The organism is Microbulbifer sp. ALW1, from assembly GCF_009903625.1.
GTDB lineage: Bacteria > Pseudomonadota > Gammaproteobacteria > Pseudomonadales > Cellvibrionaceae > Microbulbifer.
The window spans coordinates 3398355-3418116 of the sequence record NZ_CP047569.1 but is presented as its reverse complement, the minus strand read 5'-3'; the positions used below and the strand labels follow the sequence as shown (position 1 = coordinate 3418116).

Sequence of the window (19762 nt, the reverse complement as noted above, 5' to 3'; positions counted from 1 at the left end):
GCCGGTGGCGCCCCACCAGGTCTGCGTACTTAGTGTACGTGACCGTGGTCTACTTCTTCCGGAGTCGCTTCGCGCACGGAAACCACTTCGATATCAAAGTGCAGCTCGACACCCGCCAGCGGGTGGTTGCCATTAATGGTTACCTGGTCACCATCGACATCGATAACTTCCACTTCGATCGGCTGGCCGTCGGTGCTCTGGGCGCGGAAGGCCATGCCAACCTCCAGCTTCTCTACACCGCCAAAGGCGCTGCTGGGCAGGGTCTGGATCAGCTCTGGATTTTGCGGGCCGTAAGCTTCTTCCGGGGCAATCACGACGTTGAATTTGTCACCGGCGCTTTTGTCCAGCATTTCCTTCTCCAGCCCGGGGATGATGTTGCCCACACCCTGGAGGTACTTCAGCGGTTGACCACCCTCGGAGGAGTCAATCACGGTACCTTCGGCGTCTTTCAGGGTGTAGTTGATCTCCACCACACTGTGGTTAGCAATTTTCATTAGCAGTCTCTTGTATCTTGAGAGTGAGTTGTAGCGCTTACCGCTTACAGAAGGAAAAGCAAACGGGGATTAAAGGCTGTGTGAGGGTGCATTGTATGGGGCGACCCCAGCGCCCGCAACCGAAGGCGCGGGGCCGGGTTACCCGCGGCTGAGCCGTGGGAGGGGAGGGGTGGCTCAGGGGCGGATGACAGGAGTGGGGGCTGGCACGGGCCCCGGTGCCTCAACAGGCGATAGACAGGGGCGCTTCGCAGCTGTCGTACAGGTCGCTGGCGGTGGTTACCAGCTGCTGGCTGAAGCAGGGGGAAAAGCCCAGTTCCAGCAGCCGCGCCTCAAGGTATTCCAGCAGGGCTTCGAACAGTGCCGGGTTCAGGCCGCGCGCCAGGAAACTGGCGCGAGCGCTATGAATTGGTTCTGGCTGTGCGGAGAGTGCGTGGTTCAGGAACTGTGCCTGGCGATTGCGCTGCTTGCCGTGGTCTTCGGTATCCTGGGGCGCGAGATACTTGCCAATGGCCTGGTAGAACTCGCCGACGGTGTCATCGACAAACTGGCGGCCGCCGAGCTGTTGCAGAATACCCTGGCTGGCGCTGCCGGAATGATCGACCAGCGGCATCTGCGCTAGTTTTTGCGTACTGCTGGATACAACTCTCGGCATTGGTAGATCCCCCTGTGAGATGGTAAATCAGTGCGTTGCGGCGGCGCCCGTTTTGCCTCAATTCTTGACGTTCGCCGCAGTGTCCGGAGGTGTGAGACCGGTCTTCGGCGAGGGCTTGGGGCTGCCTGTCGCGATATGGGCGGCAAGATTACGGGAAGGACATACCCCTGCCAACGAATCTGCGTGAAATTGTCACAGTCTTCCACGGGTTGTTGAGAATGCGTTTAATTTGGTGCTATAGGGCGTTGTCTGTTGCTTCACTGGTACAGATTCTGCGGCCGCTGGTAGACTAGTTGGTTTCCGGTTCTTTACCCGCGGCCTCCGGTGGACGGCCAGGGTGTTTGTCCAGCTCTTATGTGAGGCATCCAATGGCGAGTATTTTCACCCAGATCATGAACGGCGACCTGCCAGGACATTTCGTGTGGCGCGACGAGCGCGTTGTGGCCTTTATGACCATAGCGCCGATCAAGCCCGGGCATTGCCTGGTGGTTCCGGTGGAGGAGATCAACCACTGGGACGATGTGCCGGCAGACACTTCCGCCCACCTGATGGCCGTGGCGAGCAAGGTGGCCAAGGCCCAGAAGCAGGTATACCAGCCCAAGCGGGTGGGGGTAATGGTGGCCGGTATCGAGGTGCCGCATACGCACTATCACCTGGTGCCCATCAACGAGATTGCGGATCTGGATTTTTCCCTGCAAAAGCCCGCGGAGCCCGCGGTGCTGGCGGCAGAGGCCGCCAAGTTGCGTGAAGCGCTGGTTGCACTGGGATACCGGGATAGTGCGGACTGAACGCGGGGTAGCACGGGGCAGCTCCGAGTGAGTTGTGGCCGCTGATCCGTTAAAAAAAAGGTGGTGGCTGCATCCAAATGCCGCGCTTCTGGCGTCACAGTAGCAATTAACATAAACAGGTATTCTGATCATGTTCTCCAGATTGTCGTTTTTTTCATCTCTTTTGCTCGCTCTTACACTGGGGGCGGGCGTTGCCCATGCGCAGGATGCCAGCCGGTCATTTGCGCTGGATGGTTTCACGGCCATCGCCCTCAAGGGAGGCGCTGACCTCAAGGTGGTGCAGGGCGCTACTTTCTCGGTGACCGCCCACGGTGTTGAAAAAGACCTGACCCACGCCAAAGCGGAGGTGGATGCCGATTCCGGTACTCTGGAGCTTTCGGTAGAGGCCAACAGCAAAAGCCTGCTGGGTGTGGTGACCGTGAGTACAGAGCCTGATGTGGAATTTCGCGTAACCCTTCCGGTGGTCAGCGCCATTCGTGTCACGGGCTCTGGTGATGCCCATGCGGACACCCTGGAGAGCGAAAAGCTCGACTTGCGAGTCACTGGTTCCGGCCTGATCCGCGTGGAGAAAGTGGCGGCAGAGTCCCTGAGCACAGGTGTGACGGGTTCTGGCGATATATTCCTGGCCACGGTGCTGGCGGTGAATGGTGCAGCGAACATCACCGGCTCTGGCGATATCAAAATGGAGAATTTTATCGGCGAAGATTTCTCCGCACAGATCAAGGGTTCCGGTGATATGGCCATTGGCGGCAAAGTGGCCAATCTGAACGTCACGGTGATGGGCTCCGGGGATTTCATGGGACGTACCCTAAGCGCGACCAAAGCCGGGGGTGCAGTGATGGGATCCGGCGATATCGTGCTCAAGCGTCCCGCCAGTGAATCCTTCTCCGTTATGGGTTCTGGGGATGTGGCGCTGGTGGATTGAAGCCCGGTAGACGTATAAGCCGCAAAAAAGCGCGAACCTTTCCGGTTCGCGCTTTTTTTTGGGGTGGCGAAGTGTGGCGGGCCCCGGAAAAGCGCCAGTGTGTAAACTTCAGGGTTGAAATGGTCGCGATCTAGCGCCATCTCCTGAGGGTGAAATACTTTATGTATGTCTCAATGTATGTCTCATCCGGTGGTGGGTAAATCTTGTTCGGAGTCAGGGAGCGGAATTGGTTAATTACAGATACATGCTGAGAGTTTCTCAAATTCGATGGGATCAGTTTCGAACAGCCTCAACCTGGGGGGATCAGCCTTGAGTGGTATTGATGAATCAGCCACAGGCGCTTCTCATGAAACTGGTCGCCTGCAGAAACTGCGGGATCAGTGGCGCCAGCTGCGCAAAGAGGCGCGCGATAAGTCCCACTGGGCCGCGGAGAGGCTGCTGGACAAGCGGATCTGTATCGGCATTACCGGCCTGAGTGGTGCGGGTAAATCTACCCTAATCACCAGTCTTATCTATCAATTGAGTCACCCCGACAGGGCCCAGTTGCCGGGGTTTGCCCCTGCGTTAAACGGCCGGCTGCTGGGCGCCGAGCTTCATCCGGCGCTGGATACCGGACTACCGCTGTTCGAGTACCCGCAATGCCTGGACGCCCTCACCGCCAACCCACCGCGCTGGCCAAAGTCCACCCGTGACCTATCGGCACTGGAATTACACGTCCACCTCCAGGGGCGCAGGCTGGGTCGGAATTATCGTCAAAAGCTTATCCTGGAATTTCGCGATTATCCCGGCGAGTGGTTGATGGACCTGCCACTGCTGCGGATGGATTTCGCCACCTGGTGCCGGCATCAGCGAGACCTTCTCGACAGCGCGCCGAGAGCGGATATTGCGCCAGAATTACTGGCGCAGCTTCGAGACCTGGCGCCAGATGCGACCGCGGACCCACGTCAGCTGGATAGCCTGTGGCAGAACTATCGGCAGTTTTTGCGCGACTGTCGCCGCGAGCGCAAATTGAGTTACCTGCAGCCGGGACGGGCGCTGCTGGACAATGACGAATATGGATTTTTTCCGCTACCGGCGCTTTCGCACCAGCCGTTGGCGGAACTGAACGCATTGCCGGAAGACAGCGTGTACAAGGTGCTCGCCCAACGGTATCAGGCGTATGTGGATGAGCAGGTATCGCCGTTTGTCGACAGCCACTTCCGGCACCTCGATCGCCAGTTGGTGCTGGTGGATTTGATCAGTACGCTGTTTGCCGGGGAAGAGTCTCTGGAGGATATGCGCAAGGCGTTTGGACATATTGCCGATACATTCCGTTACGGCAGCAATGGAATACTGCGCAAGCTGTGGCGGCCGCGCATCGATCGACTGGTCTTTGCGGCGACCAAAGTCGATCAGGTACTGGCCGCAGATCACGACGCGCTGCGCCAGTTACTGGGGCAGCAGCTACAACAGGTATTTTCCGGTGCGCGCCACCGTGGGTTGCCGCTGTACTGTGAGGCCATTGCCGCGGTGCGCTGTTCCAATGAAAGCGCTCGCGATGGCAGGCGCATGCTCGTGGGGCACGCCATGGACGGCAGTTATCTCGGGTTTGAAAATGCCGAAATCATGGCACACCTGCCGCAAGAGGGTGAATGGCAGCATTACTCCGGCGGTTTACCACCTCAATTGCGCCCGCCGATGGGGATCGGCCGTGAGGGTTATATGCCCCACATTCGCATCGATGCACTGCTGAATTTGCTGTTGGGAGATAAAGTGTGAAGTCAGACCCTGAATCAAAAGGTGGCAAGGTTCCGGAAGAGTCATCGACCTCCGCAGCCTCTGCGAGGATTGCCGGGGCCGAAAGTACAACCCGCCCGCGCCGCCAGACCCGTATCGAAAACCTGGACCTGGAAGAGCCACCGGCGCGGGATCGTGCCAGTACCCGGGTGGAATCTCTCGCAGAAGAGCCTGATCAGCTGCCGCGCTCTATTACGACGGGGGAATCCCTCCCCGACAAAATTTCGTTTTCCGAGCTGCGTCTGCCGGTATTTCGTTTACGCCTCTGGAAGCCCGCGTTGCTTGCGGCACTGGCGCTGGCGTTCGGAGCGGTATTCTGGGAGTTGCGCCAGTTTTTCTACTGGGCTGCCGAGATGCACTGGAGTCTTGGCGCCCTCGCAGGGGTGATTATTGGCGCTCTGGTGCTCACCATGGTCAGTGCAGTTTGGGAATATTTTCGTGCCGGCCGGCCGTTGCGGGAGCTGCAGAAAACCCAGGAGCTGGCGGCGCAGGTGCGCGATAGTCGCGCGACCGATGCGGTAGAGCCTCTGAACCGGCAGTTGCGAGAACTGTTCGCGGGCAAGCCGCAGGGTGCCTTGCTGTCCCGGGTACAGGCGGAAACACCAGATTACTACGACAATAGTGAGTTGCTTCGCCACCTGGAGCTGAATTTCTTCGAGGCCCTGGACCAGGAGGCGTTACGACGTATCGTTCGCCACGCTACGACCACCGGCGCGCTGGTGGGGCTCAGTCCCTTTACCACCCTGGATGTATTGGTGGCGCTGCGGCAGTCCATGCGGATGATTGATGATGTGGCGCAAATCTATGGCGTTCGCCCGTCTATCGTGGTGCGTTGGCGGCTGTTTAAAAAGATTCTGGCACTGGTCGCCTATAGTGGCGCCAGTGAATATGCCGTGAGCGAATTGTGGCCGGAGCTGGTCGGCGACAGTATGTTGAGTACCGTGTCTGCGCGGCTGGGGCAGGGTATGGGTGCCAGCCTGTTTATGGCGCGGATTGGTCTCGCCGCGGTGCACAGTTGCAGGCCTATTCCGTTTTCTGAAAAGCAGCGCCCGAAACTGGGGGCGCTTACCAAGCGAATTGCAGCGAGCCTGAAGGAGCGGTTTCTTGGGCGCAACCAGGTGCAGTGGCCTGAAGCTGGCTCCCCATTTACGGGAAATCCGGCGGATGTGGTGTCGGTAAACAAGCCCAAAAGTCCTAGAAAGTAGCCGTCTGCGCAGATTCGGAAATGAACTGGGCAGGGAGTGGCGGCTTAGGGTTCAACACCAGGGTGGTGTTTCAGCAGTGTTGAACCCCGAGCGAATGTAGCAGTAGGTGAGCGACGATATTCGTGGCGCTTACTGAAACTGCTTTTTCATCAGCATTCTGGTGTGGTGCTGGTCAACAAGTTTGGCCAGTGTCTCAAAGCGGCCTTTAACAAACGGGAGAGGGTTGTTGTTGCCAGCCCCGTCCGGGTACTCGACACCCTCGCGCACCAGTTGTAATTCCTTGGCCAGTGCGTTCATTGCATCAAAGATCGCCTTGGTGTTCTTTTCGTCGTGGAATACATAGTGTTGGTTGGTGTCGTTCAGGTAGTCGTTGCACTCGCCAAGCCATTCCGAGCGCTGGTTGAGAAAGTTGATGGTGTTACGAATACCACCCTTATATTCCGGCTTGAAGTTCTCGTTGATATATTTTCCCAGGCTACGCATGCCGGAGTCCACGAACTGCTCTACCAGACCATCGCAATAGCTGTCGGTAAGGTAAGACGGGTGGCTCTTGGCGTGAGCGGTGCTGCCAACAGCGAGTAAGCTCATCATCACTGCAGCTTTGAACGACAGCTTTCCGCGCTTGGCTGGGGAGGTTGTTTGATTGGAGTGTGTTGTTGAGAATACTGGCGTTTTCATTTTCAGCTGCCCTACTGTTGTTTTCGCTATCAGGCTTGTTATTGTGATAAACATCACATGAATATCGAAACGACGGTCTTATGTCAACGGCTTTTAAGCACCGTTTGTCACTAATGTGCTATTTGACGAACTGGTACACGTTTCTTGATGCGTTTTCGGTGTAGTAATCGAGCATTGATACACCTGCGGCTGAAAATTTGCACAGTTTGTACGCCCCTGTCTGCACTCGCGTTGCAGCAGGTAGCTGGGGGAATTTTGGTGGGGGCACAGTATATTTTGTGGGCGGCTTCGGTTGCGTTGCCAGCGAAAGGTCGGGAATTGAGATTGAGTGCCAGCCTTCGCAAAGTGCGCAGGCTGCCGGTAACAGGAGTGAATTTTGTCTGAGTTTGATTTTGATTTGTTTGTCATCGGTGCGGGCTCTGGCGGTGTGCGCGCAGCGCGTATGGCTGCTGCGGCGGGAATGCGGGTGGCGGTGGCCGAAGACCGCTATATGGGAGGGACCTGCGTCAATGTGGGCTGCGTGCCCAAAAAGCTATTCGTATATGCCAGCAGCTACAGTGAGGCCTTTGAAGACGCGGCGGCTTACGGTTGGGAAGGGCAGTCAGGTGCCAACTTTGTTTGGTCAAGATTGCGCGACAATAATGCGAAGGAAGTCGGTCGGCTTAACGGTATTTATCGCAACCTTCTCAATAATACCGGTGTGCAGATTATTGACGGCCGGGCAAAGCTTTCGGGGCGCCAGCAGGTGACGGTTGGTAGTGACAGCTATACCGCAGAGCGCATTCTGGTGGCGACTGGCGGTTGGCCGTTTGTGCCGGAATTTCCCGGTAGCGAACATGTCATCACCTCCAACGAGGTGTTTTCGATGGAGGATTTCCCGCGCCGGGTACTGGTCGTTGGCGGTGGTTATATCGCGGTAGAGTTCGCCGGTATTTTTGCCGGCCTCGGTGCAGAAACGCACCTGTCTTATCGACGCGAACTGTTTTTGCGGGGCTTTGATAAGGATGTGCGCAAATTTGTGCGCGACGAAGTCGGCAAAAAGTCTGTGCAGTTGCATTTCAACCACGACGTCACTGCGATTGAGAAGCAGGCGGATGGCAGCTTGAAGGTATGTGCTGCCGATGGCGGGGTCCTCGAAGTGGATACCGTGCTGTATGCCACCGGCCGCAAACCCAATACACAGGGGCTGGGCCTGGAGTCGCTGGGGGTGGTTGTACATAAAGATGGCACTATCGGGGTCGATGATAATTTTCGTAGTAGTGTGACTTCGATTTATGCCCTTGGTGATGTAACGGGAGGCCCTGAATTGACGCCGGTGGCACTGGCGGAGGCGATGGCGCTGGTGAAGCACTGGCAGAGTGGCAAAACGGCCGAAATTGACTACAACAATATTCCGACAGCGGTTTTCTGCCAGCCGAATATCGGTACGGTCGGTTTGACGGAGGAGGAAGCTCGGCAGGCAGGTATTCCGGTAGTGATCTTCAAATCGGACTTCCGGGCCATGCGTCACTCGGTCAGTGGGCGAGATGAGCGGACTTTGATGAAGCTGGTGGTGGATCGGGAAAGCGACAAGGTAATCGGGGTGCACATGGTGGGCCCTGATGCCGGGGAGATTATTCAGGGGTTGGCGGTGGCAATGAAGGCCGGGGCTACCAAAACCACGTTTGACCAAACGATCGGGATCCACCCTACGGCGGCCGAGGAGTTTGTCACCATGCGCACCCCGGTTGCGGAGTGACGTCTTAACGCACAGACGTTATGTCGCTGGAATAAAAAAAGGCTGTGACGGGTCGCCCGATCACAGCCTTTTGCGTTCTGGTTCCTCCTTGCTCGAGTGGCGTCGAGCATTGGGTCAGTTACCGGCGCTGGCTTCAGCGTGGGGCTGGAAGCTCCCGCTGAATGCCTTGGGTGAATTTTTAATCTCCCCCTGGTATTCAAAATGGCGTTTTTTGAATGTCCCGGTAAGGGACTCTCTAATAAGGGACTCTTGAATAACGGACTCTCAGAGTGCTAGCTCAAGATCGGCCCCAGACTAACTCCCACTTAACTCACTCGATAGACTCGTCGAGGGCGTCGGGGGTGTCGAGCACCGGCATCTGGTGTCGGCGGGTTTTGTGGCGGTCACCACGCTCTTTCAGGCAGCGCTCTGCGGAGCTGAACGCGGCGTTAACAGCGCGGTGGATGGAGTCGCTTTCGTTGGTAATGGTGACCGGATTGCCGCTCAGGGCAAGTTCCACGGAAGCTTTGTACTGCTTCCCTTTGTGCTTGTGTTGATGGGGGGCTTCGAGGACCACACGGCTTCGTATGATGTCGCCACAATAACGTTCCAGCTTGTTCAGCTTTTTAGATACGGTGTCCGCCAGGGCGGCAGATTTGTCGATATCACGGAACACGATGTTATCGTAAGGCGCAGATTTCATGGGCACATACCTCCGGTTATAAGGAATCCATGCAGGCCGCGATGCGCGGTTTGCTGAGATATAAGGTAGGGCGCCCTATAGGGAGAAGCCGCTCAGTTGGAACCGAATCACCAGAGGTCGCAGATCGGGTGGCTGCCTTGGCAGCGGAATTGGTGTTTTGCGCCCGGGTCGGTTTTCAACTGGGTCAGGATTAACTCCCTGTAACCCATAATGCGATTCTCAAAAAAAAAATCAAGCTCTCGAATCAATAAAATGTCATAAAAATTTGCTAGCCCCGGGGGAACTTTTTTGGAAGTGCGAATGTGCCGTTTTGCGGTGCCTGTCACTCTATGTTTCCCAAACTTGTTGGCATGGTCATTGCTGTGTTTTGGAGTCTGAGGTAAATTGGCAGCTCTTGCGCGAGTTACCGTGTGCCTGTTTTTATCAGGGCTGTACCTGCAGTGTGCGCAATGACTCTTTTATGCGCTTCTCGAAGTAAAAAAATCAAACAATGGACTTTTGACTATGGCGGTAAACCGTAGCTGCTCGCTGTTCTTTGCGGGCGTGTTGGGGGTAGTTGGCTGGTGTGCGTCGGTTCAGGCCGCGTCTTCTCTGACCGTGGAGCAGAACAAGCTTGCGCGTATGGAGCAGTCCATGGAAAACCGACTGGTAGAGCTCGAAGATGTCGAGAACGAAATGCTCGCGTACGACTACAAGTTGGAGCGTGCCCAGGAGTCTCTGTCTAAAGCCCGGGCTAACCACGAGCAGAGCCTGAAAGAGCTCAAGACGGCGGAGCGAGAGCACAAGTTGTCACCCAATACGGATACCGAGCGCGCCTTGCACAAGGCCAAGCATGCCTACGACATGGCGGAGCGCGGTGTTGACAGCCGCAATCGCCGCGTGGAAATCATCCAGTCGAACTTTGGCGAGCTGCAGACGCGGCTTCAGAAGTCCCGGTCCTCCGTAGCCGACGGCAAGTCCCGTCTCGCGTCACAGCAGGCTCTGGTGGATAAAATGGTTAAATCCATGCTGGACTCCGCGGAAGAGCAGAAGGTGGCGGCTGCAGCTAAGCCGGTGCGGAGCCCGGAGCCTCTCGCAAAACCCAGCATTCCCGAGCCTAGCCTGGCGGCCCTGACGCCGGCTGCGCCCCAAGTTAGTGCGCAGCCCCCGGTTGCAGATCCGGTGGCGCAGAGTGCCCCGGCGGTGGGCGCCGTTGAACGTGAAATAGACCCGGAGCTGGTTGAATATGTGCGCGGTGAGCGCGAGCGACTGGACAAGCTGCTCGGTGAATTGGCGGAAGGGGACGAAGGCAAGAAAACGTTCCGGCGCCTGATGCTGCGTGCCAGCGGTGAAGAAGATCTTGAGTTTGAATTTCTTGGTGAAAATCAGTACAAGCTGGTGGCGCCGGTGCACGCGGGCAGGGAAACCTATCGGGTGAACTCCTGGCGTTTCAGGCGCACCATCCCCGCCGAGGATGATGGTGAGCGCTACGTATTCATTTTTGACGCGCGCCGTCTGTCCCGCCCGCGACTGGTGATGTATCCCGAGTATGTGCTGTCCCAGCTCGACTGATTGACTCTGTATGTGACCTTATGGTCGCTGCCGAATGAAAGCCCGCATTGCGGGCTTTTTTTTGTCTGAAAATCGGCTTTTGGTCGACTCTGCACGCGAGTACAGAAGTGGCGGTTAATAGGGAGTTAGCTCGGGTAGTAGGGGGTTAGCTCGGGTAGTAGGGGGTTAGCCCTGAGGGCTTCCTTCCAGCGGTAGGGAGATCAGCGGGCGGTACTGGCTGCCACCCGGGGCAAGCAGGCTGTGGTAGAGGGTGAGGTTGCCCAATCGGCAGGCGAAGTCGGTGACTAGTGGTGGCAGCCGCGTGAAGCCGAGGTTGCTGCGGGCAAGGGTGAAGTGTGGGCGAAAGCTTTTGCGTTCGGGTTGCTTGCCAATTGCTGTCATCAGGTCGCGGCAATGTTGGTGTAAGGCGGACAGCTCCGGATTGGGTAAAAGCTCTGCGGCGAGTATTTTGGCGCGATCCCTGGGGAAGGGGTGGGTGCTGACGATCTGCCCATAGCTGGCTGCGGTGCTACTGGCGATGTCGCGAAGGATGGCTTCGATCGTGTCCAGTTGTTGGCAGCTGGTGTCGCCCAGAAACGCCAGGGTCAGATGGCGGTTGTTGTGGCTGATCCAGCGGTGATCCCTGGGGAGTCTCAGCTGCTGGCAGTGGCGGCAGGTGGCATCCAGAAAGCGCTGGGTGGCAATGTCTGGGGCAACACCGATAAACAAGCGTACGGTGTCGGTACTGTCTTTTTTTATTGCTTCCACTCAGGTATTCACCTCTGCTGTTGCAATGGGTGGCCGGATGTTCCTGTCGCGGGAACTGCCAACGGGCTGGCCCGTTTGAGTGCGTCCAAATGCAATTTTCATTTTTTTTGCTGAATGCCCTTGAAGGCGATGACGCTGGCCATATATCTATTCCTGAGGGCGGCAGGCTCGACAGAGGTGCCTCCCCGATTTCTGCAAAAAGCAGAACATCCAATGACCTGGTTTTTAGTACAGGTGTTAATTAAATATTGCTCTGAATTGAGGATATGACAATGCGTAATTTAGATCTTTCCCCCCTGTATCGCTCTGCTATTGGTTTTGACCGACTGGCAAGCCTGTTGGATTCCATGAATTCGACCGAGCAGAATCAACCGGCATACCCGCCCTACAATATCGAATTGACCGGGGACGACGCCTACAGAATTACGATGGCGGTAGCCGGTTTTGATCAGTCTGAACTGGATATCCAGGTGGAACAAAACCGCCTGACCGTCAGCGGTAAAAAACCAGCGGATTACGCTGGCCGTAATTTCCTGCACCGTGGTATTGCTGCGCGGAATTTCGAGCGCCGTTTCCAGTTGGCAGATCATGTGCGTGTTACCGATGCACAGCTGGTCAATGGCCTGTTGCATGTTGAGCTGGTGCGTGAGATTCCCGAGGCCATGAAGCCGCGCAAAGTGGAGATTTCCAGCGGTAACCTGCTGCAGTCTGAAAAAAGAGTCGAGCCCGAGTCGGCCGGCCAGAATACTGCGATTAACGCCGGGCGTGAACAAGCTGCCTGACGGTGAGCAAACACGTAAATGAGCAGTTGTCCCATGGCAACTGCCCACTGTGCCGCCATTCGGCGGCACAGTTGTATCATCGGGACAAGTTTCGCGACTATTACCAGTGCGCAAATTGCGCGCTGGTTTTCGTGCCTGCGACTTTCCATCTCTCTTCAGACGCTGAAAAAGCCTATTACGACCTGCACGAGAATAGCCTTGAGGACGCCGGGTACCAGCGCTTTCTGAATCGCTGTGCCGTGCCGTTAATTGAGCGTTTAGGCCCCGCATCGTTCGGGCTGGATTTTGGCTGCGGGCCGGCGCCATTACTTGCGAGGCTGCTGCAGCAGGCTGGCCACGAAGTTTCAACCTACGACCTTTACTATCGTGCGGATGCTGCAGCACTGGAGAAATCGTACGATTTTATTGTCAGCACCGAAGTCGTGGAGCACCTTTCCTCGCCGGACAGGGTGCTGGCGATGTTGTGGCGCCTACTAAACCCCGGGGGAATGTTGGCGTTGATGACCAAGCTGGTGGCGTCGCCTGAGCGCTTTGCCAATTGGCACTATATTCGCGATCCAACGCATATTGTGTTTTTCAGCAGGCAAACATTTTGCTGGTTGGCGGCATACTTCGAGGCCGAGCTGGAATTTGTGGCGTCCGATGTGATTATCTTGCGCAAACCAGCGTCGGCTTCAGGTGTTCACTTTGAATAATTTTGCGCGCACAGTTGTGCGGTATTCGCTGGGCGTTGTTGAGAGGAATTTTTTGAACAGGGCAGTGAAGTGCCCCATGTCCTGGTAGCCGACTTTCTCCGCTATTTCGTTCACCGACAGGTTGCTGGACTGCAGTAGTTCCCGCGCCATATCCACGCGGACATTTTGCAGGTATTGCAGGGGGGTCTGCCCGGTGGCGAGCTTGAAGCGGCGGTTGAACGAGCGCACGCTCATATCAAAGTACTTCGCCACTTCGCTCAACTTTACATCTTCACTGCTGTGCTGTTTCAGCCAGGTCTGCGCCTGAACGATTTCTTCATCGGGGTGCAGGTGTACGGCGCCCTCGGAATAAGCAATCTCCTCAAACGGTCGACGAATTTCATGCGAGAAATTTCGTTCAACATGACTGGCGATGGCGGGGCCATACAGTTGTCGGATCAGGTGCACGGTGACATCGGCGAGTGCGTTCACGCTGGCGGCGCAGAACAGCTTGTCTGCCTGAGTAATAAAATATTGCCGCTTGAGTTTTACCTGGGGGTAATCGGCGGCGAATCGTTCAAAGTAGTGCCAGTGCGTAGTGGCCGGTTTGCCATTGAGTAAACCGGCCTCCGCGAGAAAACAGACGCCGGTTCCAACAGCACTAATCGCTGCGCCTTTTTCTGCCTGGGTATTGAGCCAGTCCAGCAGAGCCTTGCTGCGGCGCAATGCCGGACGGGGGTTTCGCCAAAGGGCAGGCAGGTAAATGATGTCGCTGTCCGGAGCGTCGGCCAGGGCGGCATCCGGCGCCAGCTGAAAACCGGAGCTGGTTTGAACCGGTGCGCCATCTATGCTGACGGTAACCAGCTTCAATGGCGTGGCCTTGCCCTCCGTTCGCGCCCGGCTTTCCGCACCGCGCAGCATTTCCAGAGGCAGTACGGTGCCGGTGGTCAGCATCTGGTCAATTAGCATGAATGTGACGGTAGGCATAGGTAACTCTCTGCTTTGCCAGCGATAACTGTGGAGGCTGACTGCCTGGCGGCTTTGAGCGGACGATGGGTAAGTTCGCTCGAGTGTGAGCATCAGCCTTGTTGGCCAGATGCTCAAATTTGCTGGCCAGTATGCCCATAACGAGGCCGAATCGCCAGCCCCTAAACTGACCCACCATTAGATTTGTCCTAATTTATCGTTTCAGGCTGGAGGTCAGGATGCAGCGCCTACCCGTAATTACCGCTTTTGGGGGATTTAACCCCGCTGGTCGCAGTTCTTTCCATCGCGGTTACAAGCGGTTGGTGCTGGATAGTCTCGGCGAGGCTGAGCGTACGGACGTGCTGTCTGATCTCGCCGCCCTGATGGGGCTGCGCACTGGTGACGCCGCTACCGGGCCCTTGAGTCCGGAGCTGGAGCAGCAGGTACTGCAGGGCACACTGGTGCGGGAGCTGGAATCACGCTTCTACGATTATCGCCAGTGCCACTTTCACCAGCCTGCGGATCTGCAGAGCGCCGACGGCTTTGCCTTCGACATGTCCGCACGGCAGTTGCCTTCGCCACTGCCCGCCGATTGGCAGGTGGAGACTCTGGATAACGGCCGCGTGCGGGTACGCACCAGAGCGCTTTCCGTAATGTTGGATAGTCACCGTGAAATTGCGGTGGCGTCTGCCGGGCAGTTGCCCACCGGGTTTGAGCCGGGGCAGCAATACAATTCCCGTTTTCACCCCCGCGGCCTCCAACTGGCAATTCTCGGTGCCTCTGATGCGGTGCAGTCGCTCGGTATTGACTGGGATCTCGTGGCAGAGAAAGCCGGGCCCGACAAAATTTCCGTGTATGCCAGCTCGGCCATGAGTCAGTTGGATCTCAACGGCAATGGTGGCCTGTTACAGTCTCGTTTGCGCGGCGGCCGCGTGAGCTCCAAGCAGCTTGCGTTGGGTCTCACCAGCATGCCCGCGGATTTTGTAAATGCCTATGTGCTCGGCAGTGTGGGTACTACCGGTGCGGTTGCGGGTGCCTGTGCCACTTACCTCTATAACCTGCGTGCAGCGGTGGAGGACATCCGCTGCGGACGCGCACGGGTGGCCGTGGTGGGTGCGTCGGAAGCGCCACTGGTGCCAGAGGTGGTCGATGGTTATGCAACCATGGGGGCCCTGGCCAACCTGGATGGGTTACGCAAAATTTTCGGTAACGATATCGACTTCCGTCGCGCCAGTCGTCCCTTCGGCGACAACTGCGGCTTCACCCTGGGTGAGGGTAGCCAATGGGCGGTGCTGATGGATGATGAACTGGCGCTGGAGCTCGGTGCCCCCATTCACGGGGCGGTAGCCAATGTGTTCGTCAACGCAGACGGCCCGAAAAAATCCATCTCCGCACCGGGACCGGGAAACTATCTCACGGTGGCGCGGGCGATGTCGGAAGCTCGGGCGATACTGGGCGAAGAGAGTCTGCGCCAGCGCAGCTTTGTACAGGCGCACGGGTCCAGTACCCCTCAGAATCGAGTCACCGAATCGGCGATTTTTGACCGTCTTGCCGGTGCCTTCGGTATCGAGAACTGGCCGGTGTGTGCGGTAAAAGCGTTTGTGGGGCATACGGTGGCGGCTGCCAGTGGCGATCAGTTGATCAGTAGCCTTGGTATTTTTGCCCGCGGTATCCTGCCGGGGATCACCACCATTGACCGGGTGGCCGAGGATGTACACCACGACAACCTGTCCCTGTCCATGTCCCATGTCGAGCGCGACCCGGAATCCCTGGATATTGCCTTCCTCAACTCCAAAGGGTTTGGTGGCAACAACGCGACGGCCACTGTGCTGGCGCCGCATATTACTGAAAAGATGATCGGCAAGCGTCATGGTGAACGCGCGGTAACCGAGTTTCGCAAGCGCAATGAAGCGGTGGCGGAGCGTGCGCAGGCGTATGACCAGCGCGCCAGTCGAGGTGACCTGAATGCCATCTACCGGTTTGGCGAAGGCTTGATAGACGAGTCCGGCATCGCGCTGGATGGCGCCCATTTGAGTCTGCCTGGTGTGCCGGGGACAGTGTCACTGCCTGACGAAAATCCGTTCTCGGATATGGTTTAATCCTTGTGTGAGCCCCGCGAGTGCATTTGCGGGGCTCGCATTTTTCAGTGCACCTCCTCGTCGTATCCCTCTCTCGCATTCTTGTTTTTTGTAACCAATCCTTGCCTTTCTGCCGGTGTGCTCGCTCCTCAGTCTATATTTGCGTAGCGAAAATGTTCTCTTGGGCCGGGGGCATCTACGCTTTCAGGGGCTGCAGGTTTTCACTCTTCTTTTTCCGAACATCGGTCTATCTTGCGACGATGTGGTCATATTTTGATCTGCAGTGTGCTGTTATCACAATTCGGGCACCAAACCGGACAGTGGATATGGCAGAAATGGTATTCAAACACACGTTTGAATCTGGCTATACTTGGGCGCGTTGACTGAGCTTCGGGAATGCGTCATCAACTGCATAATGCTGGACGCAAGGATAATGAGTTTGCTCGCAGTACCTGGAAGTAAGGTGTTGCCGACCAGCCATTCTCTGTATTTCGACTTGGTCTTGCACAAACCAGACCCCCGGACCGGTTGTCTCAAAACTTGAAAATCCGGTCACCAATTAATGAGGTCAATAATGTTATTTAGTGGCAAAGCGCTATCCGTGCAGATGCTGGAAAACGGCATCGCGGAACTGAAGTTCGATCTGGAAGGCGAATCCGTCAACAAATTCAATCGCTTGACCGTGTCGGAGTTTTCCGACGCACTGGACGCGATTGAAAAGGCGAGCGACATCAAAGGCCTGTTGCTGACCAGCGGCAAAAGTGTATTTATCGTCGGTGCCGATATTACCGAGTTTGGCGGTGCATTTTCCGCCGGGCCGGAAGGCATCGCCGAGCTGATGAACAAGAACAACGAGAATATCAACCGTTTGGAAGACCTCCCTTTCCCGACGGCGGTGGCCATCAATGGTTATGCGCTGGGTGGTGGTTTTGAGGTTTGCCTGGGTTGTGACTTCCGCGTAATGGGAGACCAGGCCAAAGTTGGTCTGCCAGAAGTAAAGCTGGGTCTCATCCCCGGTTGGGGTGGCACGGTGCGTCTGCCACGTGTAGTGGGTGTTGATGTTGCGGCAGAGTGGATTGCTGCGGGCAAAGAGCAGCGTCCTGACGCGGCTTTGGCTGCGCACGCGGTTGACGCGGTTGTCGCTACGGCAAACCTGAAGGATGCCGCGCTGAAACTGCTTGGACGTGCGATCGCCGGTGAGCTGGACTACCAAGAGCGCCGTAACAACAAGAAGTCTCCGATCCCACTGAACGACACTGAAGCGTTGATGGCATTTTTCACCACCAAAGCGTTTGTTGGTCAGCAGGCAGGTAGAAACTACCCGTCCCCAGTGAATGCGGTGACGTCGATCGAGCAGGGCTATAAGGTTGGCCGCGACGAAGCACTGAAAATCGAGCAGCAGCAGTTCATTGCCAGTGCCCAGACCGACACGGCCAAGTCCCTGGTGGGTCTGTTCCTGAATGATCAGAAGGTCAGCAAGGTTGCCAAAGGCTGGGAGAAAAAGTCCGATAAGGAAATCGAGCGTGCAGCGGTGCTGGGTGCAGGCATCATGGGGGCGGTATTGCCTACCAGTCTGCTTATAAAGGCACCCCGATCAAGATGAAGGATATCGCCCAAGACGGTATCGATCTTGGTTTGAAGGAGGCCGGCAAGCTGCTGACCAAATTAGTGGACCGCGGCCGTATGACACCGGCCAAGATGGCGGAAACCCTCAATCGCATCGAGCCCACCCTGAGCTACGACGGTTTCGGTGATGTGGATATCGTGGTTGAGGCGGTTGTTGAAAACCCGAAAGTGAAGCACGCCGTGCTGAAGGAAGTGGAAACCAAGGTATCTGAAGATACCGTGATCGCTTCCAATACCTCGACCATCTCCATCGACTCCCTGGCGGAGCCGCTGTCCCGCCCGGAAAACTTCCTCGGTATGCACTTCTTTAACCCGGTGCACAAAATGCCGCTGGTGGAAGTGATTCGCGGCGAGAAAACCTCCGAAACCGCGGTTGCGCGTGTTGTTGCTTACGCCAACAAAATGGGCAAAAAAGCGATTGTTGTACGTGACTGCCCGGGATTTCTGGTTAACCGCGTACTTTTCCCGTACTTCGCAGGCTTTGCCATGCTGGTGCGCGATGGCGCCGACTTCCAGCAGGTCGACAAGGTCATGGAGCGTTGGGGCTGGCCTATGGGCCCGGCTTACCTGATGGATGTGGTCGGTATTGATACCGGTGTGCACGCTGAGAAGGTAATGGCAGAAGGTTTCCCTGCTCGTATGGGTAAAACCTTCACCGCGGCTTCTGACGTGATGTACGAAGCCGGTCGCTATGGCCAGAAAAATGGCAAGGGCTTCTACGTCTACGAAGAAGACAAAAAAGGTCGTCCGAAGAAAGTTGCGACCGAGGAAGTTTACGACTTGCTCAAGCCCCACGTGGCCGATCGTCGCGAATTTGAAAACGATGAAATCATTGAGCGCATGATGGTGCCTATGGCAACCGAGCTCGCGCGCTGCCTGGAAGAAGGTATCGTTGATTCTCCCGCAGAAGCCGATATGGCGCTGATCTACGGTATTGGCTTCCCGCCGTTCCGCGGCGGTATTTTCGCCTGGCTGGACAGCGTTGGCCTGGATAACTTCGTGAAAATGGCTGAGAAGTACAGCGACCTCGGCGAGCTGTATCAGCCTACCGAAGGTATGCGTGAAATGGCTGCCAGTGGCAAAACCTACTACGGCGACAAGTAAGGAGAGTTTCCATGAGTCTGAATCCTAGAGATGCCGTAATTGTCGATTATGCGCGTACCGGCATGGGCCGATCCAAAAACGGCGTATATCGCAATGTCCGCGCGGACGATATGTCTGCGGAACTGCTGAGAAAATTCCTGCAGCGTAACGACAAGCTGGATCCGAAAGAAATTGACGACCTGATCTGGGGCTGCGTGATGCAGCGCGATGAGCAGGGCTTCAACGTTGCCCGGATGATTGTGCTGCGTGCGGGTTTGCCGCATACCATTCCGGCGCAAACCGTTAACCGTCTGTGTGGTTCTTCCATGTCCGCGCTGCATACTGCAGCGGCCAATATCCAGGCCGGTTTGGGTGATGTCTATGTGGTCGGCGGTGTCGAGCACATGGGCCACCTGAACATGATGGAGCACGTGAGCCCCAACCCGATGCTGGGCCGCTACATGGCCAAGGCGGCCGGCTCCATGGGTATGACGGCAGAGTACCTGGCGATGATGCACGGTATTCAGCGTCAGCAGATGGATGAATTTGGTGCGCGCTCGCATCAGAAGGCTGCCAAGGCGACCGAAGAGGGCAAGTTCAATCGCGAAATTATCGCCATTGAAGGCCATGACGACGATGGCGTGCCGGTGCTGGTTGAGAAAGACCAGACCATTCGTCCGGAAACCACCGTGGAAGCGCTGGCGCAACTGCGTCCTGCGTTTGATCCCAAGCACGGCCAGGTGACCGCCGGTACCTCCTCGCAGATTACCGACGGTGCTTCGGTGATGTTGGTGATGTCCGCTGAGCGTGCCCAGTCCCTGGGGTTGACGCCGATTGCCAAAGTGCGGGAAATGGCGCTGGCAGGTGTGGATCCATCCATCATGGGTTACGGACCGGTACCCTCTACCAAGAAGGCGCTGAAGCGCGCTGGTCTCACCATCGAGGATATCGACAAGGTGGAGCTGAATGAGGCCTTTGCCGCCCAGGCGCTGCCTGTGCTCAAGGATCTCAGTCTACTGGACCAGATGGATGAGAAGGTCAATCTGTACGGCGGTGCCATCGCCCTGGGGCACCCGTTTGGCTGCTCCGGCGTTCGTATCACCGGTACGCTGCTGAGTGTTATGCAGAACGAAGGCGGCGATCTCGGCGTCTCGACCATGTGTATTGGTCTGGGGCAGGGGATTACCACCATTCTGGAGCGGGTGTAACCCATCCCTTCCGGTAAATCCGCGGGGCGCTTTCGGGCGCCCCGTTGCTTTTTCGGGCCAGGAATCGCCTCGGGAGCACTGGCTTCAGCGCGGTTTCGTGCGCTTGGTC

At 56.8% G+C, this 19762-nt stretch carries 16 protein-coding genes and 1 pseudogene; 11 read left to right on the top strand and 6 right to left on the bottom strand.

Annotation, left to right across the window (positions count from 1 at the left end):
- Positions 1–29 precede the first annotated feature (29 nt).
- Both GRX76_RS14225 and GRX76_RS14220 read right to left on the bottom strand, forming a co-directional pair.
- The gene (locus GRX76_RS14225; protein ID WP_160153919.1) at positions 30–494 is read right to left on the bottom strand and encodes a peptidylprolyl isomerase; all 465 of its coding nucleotides are present in this window, start codon (positions 492–494) and stop codon (positions 30–32) included.
- Positions 495–714: 220 nt separating this feature from the next.
- Positions 715–1146, bottom strand: coding sequence for a hypothetical protein (locus GRX76_RS14220; RefSeq protein ID WP_236250376.1), 432 nt, complete (start codon positions 1144–1146; stop codon positions 715–717).
- Between the two features lie 368 nt (positions 1147–1514).
- On the opposite strand from GRX76_RS14220, the gene GRX76_RS14215 reads away from it, so the two are divergent.
- The 4 genes from GRX76_RS14215 to GRX76_RS14200 all read left to right on the top strand — a co-directional run bounded on the left by GRX76_RS14215 (position 1515) and on the right by GRX76_RS14200 (position 5840).
- On the top strand, positions 1515–1934 hold the full coding sequence (locus GRX76_RS14215) for an HIT family protein (RefSeq protein WP_160153918.1): 420 nt from the start codon (positions 1515–1517) through the stop codon (positions 1932–1934).
- 130 nt (positions 1935–2064) lie between these two features.
- On the top strand, positions 2065–2859 hold the full coding sequence (locus GRX76_RS14210) for a GIN domain-containing protein (RefSeq protein ID WP_160153917.1): 795 nt from the start codon (positions 2065–2067) through the stop codon (positions 2857–2859).
- Between the two features lie 309 nt (positions 2860–3168).
- Entirely contained in the window at positions 3169–4617 is a 1449-nt protein-coding gene (locus tag GRX76_RS14205; protein ID WP_236250375.1) for a YcjX family protein, read from the top strand.
- The gene (locus tag GRX76_RS14200) at positions 4614–5840 is read left to right on the top strand and encodes a TIGR01620 family protein (RefSeq protein ID WP_236250374.1); all 1227 of its coding nucleotides are present in this window, start codon (positions 4614–4616) and stop codon (positions 5838–5840) included. The genes GRX76_RS14205 and GRX76_RS14200 overlap by 4 nt, the downstream gene beginning before the upstream one ends.
- 129 nt (positions 5841–5969) lie before the next feature.
- Here the strand turns inward: GRX76_RS14200 and GRX76_RS14195 are convergent, their stop codons facing one another.
- Positions 5970–6518 carry a hypothetical protein gene (locus tag GRX76_RS14195; RefSeq protein WP_160153915.1) on the bottom strand — a complete coding sequence of 183 codons (549 nt, stop codon included), beginning with the start codon at positions 6516–6518 and terminating at the stop codon, positions 5970–5972.
- Positions 6519–6894: 376 nt separating this feature from the next.
- Between GRX76_RS14195 and gorA the strand changes: the two genes are divergently transcribed.
- Positions 6895–8256, top strand: coding sequence for a glutathione-disulfide reductase (gene gorA / locus GRX76_RS14190; RefSeq protein ID WP_160153914.1), 1362 nt, complete (start codon positions 6895–6897; stop codon positions 8254–8256).
- Positions 8257–8566: 310 nt separating this feature from the next.
- Here gorA and GRX76_RS14185 read toward each other — a convergent pair whose 3' ends face one another.
- Positions 8567–8938, bottom strand: coding sequence for an HPF/RaiA family ribosome-associated protein (locus tag GRX76_RS14185; RefSeq protein ID WP_160153913.1), 372 nt, complete (start codon positions 8936–8938; stop codon positions 8567–8569).
- A 504-nt stretch (positions 8939–9442) separates the two neighbouring features.
- Between GRX76_RS14185 and GRX76_RS14180 the strand changes: the two genes are divergently transcribed.
- Positions 9443–10489: a hypothetical protein gene (locus tag GRX76_RS14180; RefSeq protein ID WP_160153912.1), complete on the top strand. Its 1047-nt coding sequence runs from the start codon at positions 9443–9445 to the stop codon at positions 10487–10489.
- Positions 10490–10654: 165 nt separating this feature from the next.
- Here the strand turns inward: GRX76_RS14180 and thpR are convergent, their stop codons facing one another.
- Entirely contained in the window at positions 10655–11236 is a 582-nt protein-coding gene (gene thpR / locus GRX76_RS14175; protein WP_160153911.1) for an RNA 2',3'-cyclic phosphodiesterase, read from the bottom strand.
- 272 nt (positions 11237–11508) lie between these two features.
- Here thpR and GRX76_RS14170 point away from each other — a divergent pair, with 272 nt between their 5' ends.
- Complete coding sequence (locus GRX76_RS14170) at positions 11509–12018, top strand: Hsp20 family protein (protein ID WP_160153910.1); 510 nt, start codon at positions 11509–11511, stop codon at positions 12016–12018.
- Between the two features lie 26 nt (positions 12019–12044).
- Positions 12045–12713: a class I SAM-dependent methyltransferase gene (locus GRX76_RS14165; RefSeq protein ID WP_160153909.1), complete on the top strand. Its 669-nt coding sequence runs from the start codon at positions 12045–12047 to the stop codon at positions 12711–12713.
- Here the strand turns inward: GRX76_RS14165 and GRX76_RS14160 are convergent.
- Positions 12693–13679, bottom strand: a complete 987-nt coding sequence (locus tag GRX76_RS14160; protein WP_160153908.1) for a GlxA family transcriptional regulator — start codon at positions 13677–13679, stop codon at positions 12693–12695. The genes GRX76_RS14165 and GRX76_RS14160 overlap by 21 nt on opposite strands.
- A 218-nt stretch (positions 13680–13897) precedes the next feature.
- Between GRX76_RS14160 and GRX76_RS14155 the strand changes: the two genes are divergently transcribed.
- The 3 genes and pseudogenes from GRX76_RS14155 (at position 13898) to fadA (ending at position 19653) form a co-directional block, all read left to right on the top strand.
- The gene (locus tag GRX76_RS14155; protein ID WP_160153907.1) at positions 13898–15757 is read left to right on the top strand and encodes a beta-ketoacyl synthase; all 1860 of its coding nucleotides are present in this window, start codon (positions 13898–13900) and stop codon (positions 15755–15757) included.
- 553 nt (positions 15758–16310) lie between these two features.
- Positions 16311–18466, top strand: a pseudogene (gene fadB, locus GRX76_RS14150) (fatty acid oxidation complex subunit alpha FadB).
- Positions 18467–18477: 11 nt separating this feature from the next.
- On the top strand, positions 18478–19653 hold the full coding sequence (gene fadA / locus GRX76_RS14145; RefSeq protein ID WP_160153906.1) for an acetyl-CoA C-acyltransferase FadA: 1176 nt from the start codon (positions 18478–18480) through the stop codon (positions 19651–19653).
- Positions 19654–19762 lie beyond the last annotated feature (109 nt).

Coding starts and splice junctions, on each gene's coding strand:
- GRX76_RS14225 (WP_160153919.1), bottom strand. CDS start 494: ATGAAAATTGCTAACCACAGTGTGGTGGAGATCAACTACACCCTGAAA.
- GRX76_RS14220 (WP_236250376.1), bottom strand. CDS start 1,146: ATGCCGAGAGTTGTATCCAGCAGTACGCAAAAACTAGCGCAGATGCCG.
- GRX76_RS14215 (WP_160153918.1), top strand. CDS start 1,515: ATGGCGAGTATTTTCACCCAGATCATGAACGGCGACCTGCCAGGACAT.
- GRX76_RS14210 (WP_160153917.1), top strand. CDS start 2,065: ATGTTCTCCAGATTGTCGTTTTTTTCATCTCTTTTGCTCGCTCTTACA.
- GRX76_RS14195 (WP_160153915.1), bottom strand. CDS start 6,518: ATGAAAACGCCAGTATTCTCAACAACACACTCCAATCAAACAACCTCC.
- GRX76_RS14185 (WP_160153913.1), bottom strand. CDS start 8,938: ATGAAATCTGCGCCTTACGATAACATCGTGTTCCGTGATATCGACAAA.
- GRX76_RS14180 (WP_160153912.1), top strand. CDS start 9,443: ATGGCGGTAAACCGTAGCTGCTCGCTGTTCTTTGCGGGCGTGTTGGGG.
- GRX76_RS14170 (WP_160153910.1), top strand. CDS start 11,509: ATGCGTAATTTAGATCTTTCCCCCCTGTATCGCTCTGCTATTGGTTTT.
- GRX76_RS14160 (WP_160153908.1), bottom strand. CDS start 13,679: ATGCCTACCGTCACATTCATGCTAATTGACCAGATGCTGACCACCGGC.
- GRX76_RS14155 (WP_160153907.1), top strand. CDS start 13,898: ATGCAGCGCCTACCCGTAATTACCGCTTTTGGGGGATTTAACCCCGCT.
- fadA (WP_160153906.1), top strand. CDS start 18,478: ATGAGTCTGAATCCTAGAGATGCCGTAATTGTCGATTATGCGCGTACC.